General features: G+C 58.1%; 12 protein-coding genes. 3 read left to right on the top strand and 9 right to left on the bottom strand.

Translation table 11 applies throughout. The features are described 5' to 3' along the window. Positions 1-132: 132 nt before the first annotated feature. Complete coding sequence (wbaP, locus tag DESU86_RS02515; RefSeq protein ID WP_179979609.1) at positions 133-1482, top strand: undecaprenyl-phosphate galactose phosphotransferase WbaP; 1350 nt, start codon at positions 133-135, stop codon at positions 1480-1482. 100 nt (positions 1483-1582) lie between these two features. On the opposite strand, the gene DESU86_RS02510 is transcribed toward wbaP, so the two are convergent. From DESU86_RS02510 to DESU86_RS02490, 5 genes are all read right to left on the bottom strand, one after another. Then, on the bottom strand, positions 1583-2686 hold the full coding sequence (locus DESU86_RS02510; RefSeq protein WP_179979608.1) for a glycosyltransferase: 1104 nt from the start codon (positions 2684-2686) through the stop codon (positions 1583-1585). A gap of 470 nt (positions 2687-3156) precedes the next feature. Further along, positions 3157-3444: an HMA2 domain-containing protein gene (locus DESU86_RS02505; RefSeq protein WP_179979607.1), complete on the bottom strand. Its 288-nt coding sequence runs from the start codon at positions 3442-3444 to the stop codon at positions 3157-3159. Then, positions 3422-5569: a heavy metal translocating P-type ATPase gene (locus tag DESU86_RS02500; RefSeq protein WP_179979606.1), complete on the bottom strand. Its 2148-nt coding sequence runs from the start codon at positions 5567-5569 to the stop codon at positions 3422-3424. The genes DESU86_RS02505 and DESU86_RS02500 overlap by 23 nt, the downstream gene beginning before the upstream one ends. 294 nt (positions 5570-5863) lie before the next feature. Beyond that, a complete protein-coding gene (locus DESU86_RS02495) occupies positions 5864-6118 on the bottom strand; it encodes a hypothetical protein (protein ID WP_179979605.1) in 255 nt (84 codons plus the stop codon). 139 nt (positions 6119-6257) lie between these two features. After that, positions 6258-6506 carry a FeoA family protein gene (locus DESU86_RS02490; protein WP_179979604.1) on the bottom strand — a complete coding sequence of 83 codons (249 nt, stop codon included), beginning with the start codon at positions 6504-6506 and terminating at the stop codon, positions 6258-6260. Positions 6507-6738: 232 nt separating this feature from the next. Here DESU86_RS02490 and DESU86_RS02485 point away from each other — a divergent pair, with 232 nt between their 5' ends. Further along, positions 6739-7311 (top strand): hypothetical protein, encoded by a 573-nt coding sequence (locus tag DESU86_RS02485; protein WP_179979603.1) that lies wholly within the window; start codon positions 6739-6741, stop codon positions 7309-7311. A gap of 239 nt (positions 7312-7550) precedes the next feature. On the opposite strand, the gene acs is transcribed toward DESU86_RS02485, so the two are convergent. The 4 genes from acs to DESU86_RS02465 form a co-directional block, all read right to left on the bottom strand. Beyond that, complete coding sequence (acs, locus tag DESU86_RS02480) at positions 7551-9596, bottom strand: acetate--CoA ligase (RefSeq protein ID WP_179979602.1); 2046 nt, start codon at positions 9594-9596, stop codon at positions 7551-7553. A 492-nt stretch (positions 9597-10088) separates the two neighbouring features. Beyond that, a complete protein-coding gene (locus DESU86_RS02475; protein WP_179979601.1) occupies positions 10089-10928 on the bottom strand; it encodes a Maf family protein in 840 nt (279 codons plus the stop codon). Between the two features lie 33 nt (positions 10929-10961). Further along, a complete protein-coding gene (gene yfcE, locus DESU86_RS02470) occupies positions 10962-11516 on the bottom strand; it encodes a phosphodiesterase (RefSeq protein WP_179979600.1) in 555 nt (184 codons plus the stop codon). Continuing rightward, complete coding sequence (locus DESU86_RS02465) at positions 11516-11737, bottom strand: Trm112 family protein (protein ID WP_179979599.1); 222 nt, start codon at positions 11735-11737, stop codon at positions 11516-11518. The genes yfcE and DESU86_RS02465 overlap by 1 nt, the downstream gene beginning before the upstream one ends. A 126-nt stretch (positions 11738-11863) precedes the next feature. On the opposite strand from DESU86_RS02465, the gene DESU86_RS02460 reads away from it, so the two are divergent. Then, positions 11864-12724 carry a PHP domain-containing protein gene (locus DESU86_RS02460; RefSeq protein ID WP_179979598.1) on the top strand — a complete coding sequence of 287 codons (861 nt, stop codon included), beginning with the start codon at positions 11864-11866 and terminating at the stop codon, positions 12722-12724. Positions 12725-12845 lie beyond the last annotated feature (121 nt).

The raw sequence follows: 12845 nt of genomic DNA, 5'->3' as shown, positions 1-12845 counted from the left end.
AATATGATGTATTTATACAACAGTACGTATTACAATAACGTACCGTCTGGCAATGCATGCAAATTGTGCCCATGAACATCCTGGACGCCTCGCCCAATTTTTATCCATAACGTTTTTTTGGGTTTGTTGACTATGACGAAAACCTCTTGCTGGGAAACGCTTTCCGCGTTTATCGGCATTTCAACGCAAAAACTCTTACTCTGTTTTTTTGACATGCTGGCCCTCCTGGGGACGGCCATGCTTGTTTTTTTGGCGCGCGCGGCCTTTGGCGGTGTTGACCCTGTGCTGTACCACTGGGTCGTGCCCATACTTTTACTCGGCCCTATTTTCGGGGCCGGTATGGGGCTTTATCAACGCATCAGTCCCGCGCCGCACCGTGAGCTCAAAGCTCTGTTTCAACTGGTGAGTCTGCTGTACGCCATTATCCTGGTCTTGCCTTTTCTTTCAAAAACAGTTGAGGCGTACTCGCGCATCGTCATTGTGGGCAGTTGGGCGGCAACGCTGGTCACCATGCCCCTCGCGCGGCATCTGTGCAGGCGTCTTTATGCCCGCAGGCGCTGGTGGGGCAAGCCTCTGGTCATTTTCGACCACTGTGCCGAAGGGCGCGAATTATGGCGGTATCTCAAACGGCACCCTGAAAGGGGGCTGAATCCGGTAGCCATTTTTGACCTGCCCCATACTGCTGAAGACATGCGCTTGCTGTTTGCTTCGGTATCAGCGCGCTATCCCAAGGCCATGGCTTTGCTGCTGCAAAAAATAGGGCAGGCGCAGACGACGGATGTCATTACCGAGGCTTGCCGTTATTTCAGCAATACCCTGGTGGTGCCGTCTTTTGGCGGGGGCTTCAGGGCGCACTGGCTGACGCCGCGAGATCTTGGCACTGCCGTGGGCCTGCTGGTGCGGCAGAATCTGCGCGACAAAAGGCGGCTTTTCGTCAAACGCGGCCTTGATCTTGTGTTATGCCTTCTGGGTTCGGTGATACTCTTGCCGCTGGGGGCGGCCCTGGCCCTTGTCATCAAGGCGGACAGCCCCGGCCCGGTCTTTTATCGCCAGAAGCGTATCGGCCAGCACGGCAAAGAGATCCGTATCTTTAAATTTCGTACCATGGTCAATGACGCGGACAAGGTTCTCAAGAACATGCTGGCCTGCGACGAAGCACTACACAAGGAATGGGCCTGCGACCGCAAGCTCAAATGCGATCCCCGCATTACCCGCGTGGGCCGCATGCTGCGCAAACTCAGCCTTGATGAACTGCCGCAGCTTCTCAATGTTGTCATGGGCGACATGAGCCTTGTGGGGCCGCGCCCCATTGTGCGGTCCGAGGTGAACAAGTACGGTCAGGTTTTTGAGGAATATTGCATGGTCAAACCCGGCATTACGGGATTATGGCAGGTTTCGGGGCGCAATAACACCACCTATCAGGAACGCGTGAACTTTGATCAATACTATATCAGTAACTGGTCTGTATGGATGGATTTGTAGATACTGATCAAAACGGTGCCTGTGGTGATCTTCGGGTACGGAGCCTACTGATGCGGGAGCACCATAGGCCGCCCGCGCATCATCTGACGGCAGACAAAAATTATACTCCCGCCACCGCCTGAAACGCCTGCTCTACCTCATGCATAAATCGGGAACGAAATTGCTGTTCTGAGAATTTTTCCGCATGGGCGCGGATAGCGGCAGGATTGAAGCGCAGTTCATCTTCTTCAAATTTCAAAATCGCGGCTGCCAAGGCCTCGGGTGTCTGCTCGTCGAAGAGCCCCCCTGTTTCTTCCGGGCGAACCGTTTCCAGGGCTCCTCCGCGCGCGTAAGCCAGCACGGGCACACCGCTGGCCGCCGCTTCCAGGGGAACAATCCCGAAATCTTCTTCACCGGGGAAAAGAAGGGCTCTGCTCGCTGTCAGCACGGATGCAACGTCTTTGTCGCTCAGGCGGCCGAGAAAGCGCACCGTGGGACCGGCCATGGCCTTGAGCCTGTCCATTTCCTCGCCTTCACCCAGAACGAGAAGCGGGCGATTCAGGCGGGTGCATGCCTGAACGGCAATGTCCATCCTTTTGTATGCCGTCAGTCGGCCAAAGCAAACATAGTGGTCGCCGCCGGGGCTCTTTTTGGCTGTAAACGTCTCGATATTAACCGGAGGCGGCACCACCGAGGCTTCTCTGCGCCAATGTTTGCGGATTCTGCGGGCCACATTGTGGGAGTTTGCCACAAAACGGTCCACGCGAAACGCACTGGCGACATCCCATCTGCGCAGGCCAGGCAGCAGCAAACGCATGGCGCATCGCGTCAAAAGACCGGAAGCGGCAAGATACTCCGCCCAGTTGTCCCAGAGGTAACGCATGGGCGTATGGCAGTAGCAGATATGCGGCGTATCCGCCCTTGTTACGACACCTTTTGCTGGGCCGGACTCACTGGAAATGACAAGATCATAGCCAGTGAGATCAAGTTGCTCCAGGGCAAAGGGCATGAGCGGCAGATAGCGCGGATAGTTTTTTTTGCTGAACGGCAGTTTGTCAATGAAGGTCGTGGTAATAGGGTGGCGGGCAATGCCAGGCGACACGTTTGCACGGTCAAGCACATGCGTATAGATATGGGCTTCAGGGTACAGGCGGCAAAGCGCTTCCAGCACTTTTTCGCCCCCGCCCATATTAACAAGCCAATAATGGACTATGGCTACGCGCACTCTTGCTCCTTGGTATTGGGCCGCATCACGGCAGGATGTCGATGGTCGATCGGCAGGGTCGCTCCTCGCCAAAGGAGCCCGGCATCATTTTTTCTGACCATAATCGACTTGGTTCACAAAAAAAAGATTAAACTCGCTGCCGGTGCAACAGCGCCAGACAGAATGACAACGCTGAAATGCAAAGCATTTCAGCGTTGTCATTCTGTCAAAAAATGCAATTTTCGTCAAAATATATGCTACGCGCGAGCGCTATACTCTCGTACAGCGTCGGCGAAGTCAGCATTTTTCAAAGGTAAAACGCGCTAGGGACTGTTTCTAAATAATTCTTTTGTCCAAGTGGCTGCTTCAAAAGGCCATTTTTTACTCTCGTCATGTACCGCAAAAGTACACTCCTTTCGTAAAAAAGCCTTTTTCCTTGCCCTTGGCGCAAAATCATTAATTTAGAAACAGCCCCTAGCGTAAACCTTGACTTAAAATTCCGGCACGTCAGCGGCCTTTCCGGTTTTGACCTTGTCGAGATAAACAGCCCAGGCTTCGCCGATGGCGAAGAGGCGGTCTTTGGGAATGATCTTGCTGTCGTAGGTGATGAGCACGGAGCCGCTCACGGGGTTGCACTCCACTGAGGCGACCCCGGCAATGGTCTTCATGCGGGCCTCGGCAAGGGCCGCCACGGATGCGTCGTGCAGTGCCGGGTGACGTATGCGAACCCGGCCGTCCACGAAACTGCGTACATATTTAAGAAGATGCAGGGCTTTCAAAATGGCTCTCCTCGCCCGGCAGGGCCTTTGTGGGCAGGTGGGGGCGCATGGCGTTAAGGGCCACGCCCAGCGTGGTGACATTGTGCAGCAGGGCCGCGACGCCAGGCCCCATAAACATGAAAAGGCCGCCCAGCAAAAAGGCGCTGTTGAGCGTCAGTGTGGCCACAAAATTGAAATGGATGCGCCGCAAGGTGCGTGTACCCAGCAGGCGGGCGTTGACAAGACCTTCCAGATTGGGGTGGGTCAACAGCACGTTGGCCACCTCGCGGGCCAGATCCGTGCCGTCGCTCATGGCCACGCCCACATGCGAGGCGGAAAGCGCGGGAGCATCGTTAATGCCGTCTCCCACCATAAGCACCCTGCATCCCTGTTCGGTCAGTTCCTGGACAATACGGGCCTTGTCGGTGGGCAGCACCTGCGCGCGGTATTCGCTGATGCCCACACGGGCAGCCACGGCCCGGGCCGTGCGCTCGTCGTCGCCCGTCAGCATGAGAACGCGGTTGAAGCCCAGGCTGCGGAGTTCTTCCACCACGCGGGGCGCTTCAGGACGCATGGGATCCTCAATGGAGACCATGCCCGCCACCCTGCCGTCTTCGCTCATGAAGAGTAGGGAGCGGCCCATGCCGGTCTGCTCTTCGATCACAGCTTCCAGGGGCGAAAGGTCAACGTCTTCATCATGCTCGATGTAGTGGCGGCTGCCCACGCGCATTTTTTTGCCGTACAGCGATGAGGCCACGCCGTGCGCCACCACGTATTCCACGTGGGCATGTTCCTCGGCATGCTTGAGGCCTTCTTCATCGGCCTTGCGAACAACGGCGCGGGCCACGGGATGGGGAAAATGCTCCTCAAGACAGGCCATGACGCGCAGCACTTCAGTGCGTTCAAAGCCCGGCGCGGGAAAGACTTCCACGACTTCAGGGCTGGCCTGTGTGAGCGTGCCGGTCTTGTCGAAAACGACAGTGTCGGCCTCATTAAGGGCCTCAAGGTAACGTCCGCCCTTGATGGCCATGCCGTGGCGCGCGCCTTCGCGCATGGAGGCCAGCACCGCCAGGGGGGTCGCCAGTTTGAGCGCGCACGAGTAGTCCACAAGCAGCACCGAGGCCGCGCGGCGGAAGTCCCGCGTGAGCAGCCAGACAAGAGCGGCCAGGCCGAAGGTAAAGGGCACGGCCATGTCGGCCAGACGCTCATACTTGCCCTGGATGCCAGCTTTGAGCGACTCTGATTCTTCAATAAATTTCACAACCTGCCGCAGGCGGGTGCCGTCGCCCACATGGCGGGCGCGGATGACCAGGCGGCCTTCTTCCACCACGGTGCCGGCAAAGACCGACGCGCCTGTGGTGCGGCGAACCCCAAGAGGCTCCCCTGTCATGGACGACTGGTTGACCATGGCGTAGCCTTCCTCCACCACGCCGTCAACGGGGATGCTGCCCCCGTCGCGCACAACGACGAGGTCCCCTTCCTTCACCTGCGCCAGAGGAACGGATATTTCCGTGCCGTCGGCCAGCAGCCAGACGTTTTCAACATTAAGGGCCAGACTTTCGGTGAGCGTGGCCATGGAGCGGCGGCGCGTCCAGTATTCCAGCGTTTCGCCGAGCCCCAGCAGCAGGGTGAGCAGGCTGACAGTACGGAAGTCGCGCATGATAAGGGACGCGCCAATGGCGGCGGCATCCAGAACGTCCACGTTGAGCGCGCCGCGCAGCACGGCGCGGACGCCCTTGAAAAGAAAGGGCACTGCGCTGACCACGCTGTTGACGATGCGCAAGGCCATGGGCAGCAGGGGACGAACCAAAACGTACTGGAACACGGGCATGAGCCCTTCAGTGAGCGTGGCTTCGCCGGGCCCTGGGGCGGGATCGTCCACCATGCCCGCCAGGGGGCCATCCACGCCGCCAGCGCCCACAAAGAGGGTCAGGGCTGTTTCGCGGCTTTCGGCGTCTTCATAATGAAAAAGCAGGCTGCCCAGGCGGGGATTTACGCGTATCTCGCTTATGCCGGGCACTGTGGCCAGCGCTCCTGCCAGAGCTTCGGCCTGGGCAAGGCCGAGGGGGCAAGAGGCGCGCACGCGCATTCTGCCTGAATGGGGCGTGGAGATGCCACGCAGCTCATGAACAATGTAAAAACGCATGCGCGCGCTCCTGTTCCATATATAACGATTGAATATGTGAGATACGGCGTTTGTCCGGGGAGGATGCGGGCGTCAGCCCGCTTCGGCGGTGGCCGTCAGATTTTTATGCGGTTGGGGGCGGATACGCCCTCCTGTCCATTTCAAGTATAGGCCCATGCCCAGGCCCATTTGCAAGTCCATGCCCAGGTCTGCGCAGATTTCGGCAGGGCAGGGCAAAACAGCCATGCCGCCGGAACCGACCGTGTTTTTCAGTCTGGCCTGTTCCGACGGCTGGTCGTACCAATGCGGGACTTTTTAGGCTTCAGCCTTGCCCTTGGTGGTCTTGCGCTTGTCAGAGGCCATGCGGGCTTCGGCGGTGAGGTCTTCCACATCTTCCTTGAGGGCTTCAACCTTGGTCAGCAGGGCATCTTTAACGTCAATGCCACGGCTGATGAGGTCGGTGGCCAGCGGTTTGAAGTCGAATTTGGCGCGGCTCGCAGCCGCAACACCCACAGCGCCGACAATCAGCCCGCCCAAAAACCACAAGCCGCATTTCAGTCCATTATTCATAAGCGTCTCCTTACTGATCGTGTTGTCAGCCGTTCGTACGGTAAATCGTGCAAAGCGGCAGAGAAAAATCCAGCCCCCCTGCCACGCGAACGTGGCAGAGGAATGGCGAGAATATGGTACTTGGGGTAAATTGAGAAGTCTAGCTGCCGGAAGCCGCCAGATCGACCTTGATGAAATCGGCTTCGCTGTTGCGAAGAGAGATCGTGACGCCGGACAGGCGCAAAGCGACAGGGTCTTTAAGAGGCGCACGCCCAACGATGGAAACCGTTGTGCCGGGGATGAGCCCCATGTCGCGAATGCGGCGGTTCATTTCACCAAGGGCTTCCACAGCGGCAATCTTGCCCTGCTGGCCTACCTGCATCTGACGCAGATTGACAATCTGGCTCATGCGTGTTCTCTCTTTTTTAGCCTTGCGGCTGTGACATAGTGAAATTATGGGTTCCGGCCCAAGCCAAAGTCGCCACCGTAGCCGTGTTGCAACGGCGTAGCTTCAGCATGGGTGCCAATTTTTTCTTCAGGCTTGATGAACACCTTGCCGTCAATAAAAAGATGTGTCAAGAGAAAAGAAAGTCAATTTCAAACCGGGCCCTAGACGACCCGTATTTTGGCAAGGAGGCCCCATGCAACCTTCCTATGTTGTGCATGCCATTGAGGGCAGAGCGCGTTTGCGCCATCCCGCTTTGGCAGACGTCAGGGCGCGTGGTGAGGCACAGGCCTTGCTGCGGGATGAAAAAGGCGTCAACGAAGTGCGCTTTGGCTCGGAATCACTTTTATTGCTCATGAACCCAGGCACGGACTTTGCCGCCATCTGTCAGCGGCTGGAAGAAAAAATACCGGATCTTCTCAAGCCCAAAGCCGAGGTTGCGTCAGCGCACAAGGCCGAACGGCGGTCGCAGTTCGGCGCAAAGCAGGCAGGGCACAAGGGTAAGGGGGCCGTTCGCGGCACGGGCTTTGGCGACATGCTTGGCGATATGCAAATACCGTCTTTTTTGCGGCCCTTTGTGTCTGGCAATGGCAAGGGGAAAATTATGGGCATTAGCCCGCGCAAGTTCGAGGTACGCTCACTGCTCGGCGCGGGCAGTCTTTGCCTGCTTGCCGGCCTTGCTGGCGGCAAGGGGCTGCATGTGGCAGCGGGTCTGGCCTGGGCCACACTGGCGAGCCGCCACGTGTGGGTGCGCCGCAAAGCGCTGTAGGGCTGGCGTTTTTTACCGGGAGCAAGCTCGCATTACAGCTGCCCGGCGGCTGCGTGGACGACTTCACGCACTGAGAATACCTGTTTTCAAAGGCATGTTGTTTTGTAGCAGAGGCCGGGGCGGTTTGCCCCGGCCTCTGTCTGTTGCTGGAAGGTGTTTGGTCCGTGGACGCTGCACTGCGGTCAGGCGCGTTTGCAGGGTCTCAGTTCCTGGGGGCACTGTTGCTCTGCCTGCGGCTATTACTCCGCTTTGGCGTTGTCGCCCCCTTCGGGGCCGTTTTCTGTCTCATGCCGCCCGGCCACAAGATTGCGGTGCCCTTCAATAATCTTGGGTATGACTTCAGGTTCGGCCAATGAGGTAGTGTCGCCAATATCTTCATAGTTGTCGCCGGCTATCTTGCGCAGCATGCGCCGGATAATCTTGCCAGAGGTCGTTTTGGGCATGCCGTCCACAAACTGTATGAATTCCGGTGTGGCCAGAGCGCCGATATCACGCCGCACTGCCTCACGCAGCTTGGTGCGCAGATCGGCGCTCCAGGGCACCTCGTCGCGCGTGACGACGTATGCGTAAATGGCCTCGCCCTTGAGGGCATGGGGCATGGGCACAACGGCGGCCTCGCCCACTTCGGGGCAGGTGGCCAGCACGGCCTCAATTTCCGCAGTGGAGAGGCGGTGCCCCGATACGTTGATGGAGTCGTCGATACGGCCCAGAATCCAGAAGTAGCCGTCCTGATCAATTTCGGCTGCGTCACCCGAAGCGTAACAGCCAAAGCGCGTGAAATAGGACTGGTACTTCTCTTCGTCATTGAAGACGCCCTGCATCATGCCGGGCCAGGGGCGGCGTATGACCAGATGCCCGGCCTTGCATCCCACTTCGGGCTCCTCGCCGTCGCGCGCCGCCGAACCCATAACCGTGGCGTCAATGCCGGGCAGGGGTTTGGAGGCCGAACCGGGCTTGAGCTTGGTTGCATAGGGCATGGGCGCAATCATGGCCCCGCCGGTTTCCGTCTGCCACCATGTATCGACAATGGGCAGTTCGCCGCTGCCGATGTGTTTGTGGTACCACTGCCAGGCTTCGGGGTTGATGGGTTCGCCCACGCTGCCCAGGATGCGCAGGCTGCGCAGGTCGTAGCGTTCTGTCCAGGCTTCGTTCATGCGCATGAGCGAACGTATGACCGTGGGGGCCGTGTAGAGAATGTTGACGCGAAAATTCTCGACAATGCGCCAGTAGCGGTCAGGATAGGGCCATGTGGGTATGCCTTCGAACATGAGGGTGGTCGCCCCCAGAGACAGGGGGCCGTAAACGCCGTAGGTATGCCCGGTGATCCAGCCTGCGTCGGCCGTGCACCAGTATACGTCGTCGTCGCGCATGTCGAAGCACCACTGGGTAGTGTGGGCCGCATAGGTAAGATACCCGCCCGTGGAGTGCATGACGCCCGTGGGTTTGCCCGTGCTGCCGCTGGTGTGCAGCAGAAAGAGCGTGTCGTTGGCGTCCATTGGCTCGCAGGGAAAGTCGGGGTTGAGGGTGAAGTCGTCAATAAGGTCGTGCCACCAGATGTCACGGTTGCGCTGCATGTGGACATTTTCAATCCCGGCGTGCTTGACCACCACCACATGCGCCACGGAAGGGCATTTTTCAAGAATGGGGTCAAGGTTGGCCTTGAGGGGCTTGAACTTGCCGCCACGCACGGCAGCGTCGGCCGTGATGACCACGCGCGCCTTGCAGCCCTGGATGCGGCTGCGCACGCCGCCTTCGGCATAGCCGGAAAAAATGGCCGTGTGTATGGCCCCGATGCGGGCGCAGGCCAGCATGGCGATAAACAGCTCCGGGATCATTGGCATATACAGGGCCACGTGATCGCCCTTGCGGATGCGCAGTGAACTCAGGGCATGAGCCACCCGGCAGACCTCGGTATAGAGCATCTGGTAGGTATAGCAGCGAACGTCCGTTTCTTTCTCGCCCTGCCAAATGAGGGCTGCCTTGTTGCGCCGGCCTGAAATAAGGTGCCTGTCAATGCAGTTGAACGAGGCATTGAGTTTGCCTCCAGTAAACCACCTGTATTTGTGGTTTACTTCATCTGCTTCTAGCACTTTGTCCCAGCGCTTGAACCAATGGACTAACTGCGAAGCTCGAGCACCCCAAAAGTCACTGGGGTCTTCCACGGCACGGCGGCACAGTGCATCGTATTCTTCTGGGCCGCATACCCAGGCAGAAGTTTTGCCGTGCTCTGGTGGAAGATAGCTGCGATTTTCATTCAACAGTGTCGTGATCCGTTCCTGAGACATGATCCAGACCTCCATCCTGTCTAAACTGTAAATTGAAAAGTTGAGAATTGGCCATGGTACTCGAGTAAAGAGATTTTAAATAACAGTCAAGAGGCAGATTCTTGTTTGTGCTTTCAGTCATAGTTGTGAAAAAAAGGTCAAGAGCATAAAAAATGGGTGGATTCCACCACGCAGCGCGGATTGTAACGCCATTACAATTGAAGAAAATTTTCACAATCAAGGTGTAAAAAAATATAGAAATTTCTTAAATTTTATGGCGACAGGCAGAACTGAGGGCAAAAATGGGCTGTTTGCCCATTTTTTGCGTGCCTGGGAAGGTTTTTTGGGAGGCAGGGATTTTGACCTGACGTCGGCATGCGGCGGTCTGGGCAACACCGAAGACCCGGGGCATGGTGAGGATACTTATGGAACGCGCAGTTTATCTGCGCGGTTAAACGCCGTAGTGAGCGTGCCTTAAACTTTGAGAATGCACATTCTCAAAGCAAATCTGCTCTAGGGCAAACGGGAGGAGGCGCAGGGCCTCATGAAGCCCCGGTTCAGCAGCAGGTGGGCCAGTTGCGTGACGGGCAGCCCCACCACGGTGCTCCACGACCCTTCTATCCTGTCCACCAGAAAAGCCCCCTGCCCCTGAATGGCGTAGGCTCCGGCCTTGTCGTGGGGTTCGCCCGTATCCACGTAGGCCCGCAAAACGCTTTCCGGCCAGGGATGAAAGTACACACGGCTTACGTCGCTGAAAATCAGTTCTTCTGCGCCACAGCCCTGGCATGCGGTATTTTTGTCAGTGCCGTGCGCCGTATCTGGTACACTGCCTGGTGTGGCGCCAGATGTGTTGCCAAGTATGTTGCCAAGGATGTTGCCGGATGCGTTACCCGATGCGTTGCCGGATGTTTTCTCAGCCGCGCCAGCCGGAGGGGGCAAGAGCAGGCACACGGCGCTGATGACCTCATGGCCGCGTCCTGTGAGGCGTTGCAGCATGGCGAGGGCGTGGGCGGCGTCCTGCGGCTTGCCCAGAATGTCGCCATCCACGGCCACCACCGTGTCGGCGGAAAGGATGATGGCCTTGTCCTGCGTGGATACGGAAGTTTGCGCGCCTGTTCTGTCCAGACTGGCGGCAACGGCGTATGCCTTGGCCGCCGCCGCCCGGCGGGTGTAGGCGTCGGGTTGCTCGCCGGGCAGGGGCAAAGGCTCTGCCCCGTCCGGGCGGGCCAGTTCAAAGGGCAGGCCCCATTCGGACAGGAACAGGCGACGGCGCGGGGAGCCGGAGGCCAGCACCAGTCTGAATCCGTCAGTCAGGGAGAACAGCGGCTGCCGTGATGTGGGTTGAGCGGTCATAGGAGAGTACTGCCAGGCACGGGCACGGGGCGATCAGGCCGGGGTGTGGCGCAGAACTTCTTTGTCCTGCATGTCCAGCACGCGGAAGAGGCCGTTTTCATACAGCCCGTAGCTGCGGGGAAAGCCGCTCTTGGGCAGCGAAAGGGAACCGGGATTCCAGAAGTGCAGGCCATCAAGAGTTTCGCCGCGCGGAATATGGGTATGCCCGCGCAGAAAGACAGTGCCAGGCTTGAAGCCGGGGCATGGCGGATTTTCGGGCAGGTGGTGGCCGTGGCTTACGAAGATGCGCAGTCCATCGGCCTCAAGCCATGTGGTATTAACCACAGGAAAGGGCAGCAATCCCAGATCCACCTCGGCGTCGCAGTTGCCGCGCACGGCGGCAACCGGGCAGGGCAGGACGGTGAGGTCGGGCATTTCACGCATCACCAGCCTCGTGTCATAGCCTTGAGGCAGGGGATTGCGGGGGCCGTGATAGACAAGGTCGCCCAGCAGCACCAGCATATCGGGTTCCATCTGCCGCGCCTTTTCCACCAGAAAGCGCAGGCTTTCAATGGAACCGTGCAGATCGGAGGCAATAAGCATGCGCATCAGGCGCGTTCCTTTGCCTGAGGATGCTGGGCGTTCCAGGTGGGCATATCCACAGCTTCTTCCACCAGCATGACAGGTATATCTTCCCGAATGGGGTAGATAACCTGACAGGCCGCGCAGGCAAAACCTGCCGCAGTATTATTTTCTACCATGGCGGCAAGGCTGCCCAGGCATTTGGGGCAGGCCAGTATCCGCAAAAGTTCGTCAGTGTTGATGGGCATATATCCTTCCTCTTATATCGTCATGGGCAACGAGTATACAGAGATGCAGGGGGCAGTTCAAGGCTTGCACCCTATTGATATTTTGCGCTACTAATAAAAACTCATTTTTAGTAAGGCTTACACCGCATGAAACTGGTTGATCTGCATACGCACACTACTGCTTCCGATGGCACGGATTCTCCGGCGCTTCTCATGGCCAAGGCCGCCGAGGCGGGGCTTGAGGCCGTGGCCGTGACTGACCATGATACGCTTTCTGGTCTGGATGAAGCCGCTGACGCCGGGCGCAAATACGGTGTCGAACTCATACGCGGGTGCGAAATATCCACGGCTACGGAACTGGGAGAATTGCACATCCTGGGGCTGTGGCTCCCGGATAATCCCGTACAGTTGCAGGAAAAACTGGCTTTTCTGCGTCGCAAACGCGCGGAGCGCAACGAGGGCATCGTGCGCAAGCTTCAGGAGCTTGGGCTGGACATCACCATGGAAGAGGTGCTTGCCACGGCCACGGGCGAAAGCGTGGGCAGACCCCACATCGCCGAAGTGCTGTTGCGTAAGGGATATGCCAAAAACTCCCGTGAAGTTTTCAAGGAGTATCTCGGTTGCCACGGCAAGGCCTATTTGCCCAAGGAAGTGCTGGAACCGGAAGAAAGCGTGCGCCTTCTGGCCGATCTTGGCGCGACTGTCAGCCTGGCCCACCCCATGCTGTGGAAGGGCCCGTCGGGCTGGCTGGACACGCAGGTGGCGCGCCTGAAAGACTGCGGACTCAATGCCATTGAAGCGTGGCACAGTGAGCATTCCGAAGCGGACGTTCGCGCCTGCCTCTCCCTGGCCAAACGGTTTGACCTGGGCATCAGCGGCGGTTCGGATTATCATGGCGACAACAAGCCGTCCATTTGCCTTGGCACGGGTTACGGCAAACTTCGCGTCGGCGTGGACGTGCTGGAAAGTCTGCGCCAAAGGCGAATGGCAGCGGGCCTGCCTGTCTGATAGGGGTTGCGGCGCAGCTGTGCCATTTTTTTATTTCCTCTTGTGACTGCCTGGCCTTTTCTTCAATTTTTACCCATAGTTTGCCATCCGACAAAGCGCCGGCAAAAGCTCCCTCATGGTG

The sequence above is a fragment of the Desulfovibrio sp. 86 genome (genome assembly GCF_902702915.1).
Taxonomy (GTDB): domain Bacteria; phylum Desulfobacterota; class Desulfovibrionia; order Desulfovibrionales; family Desulfovibrionaceae; genus Desulfovibrio.
This window is presented reverse-complemented; position numbering and strand designations above follow the sequence as displayed.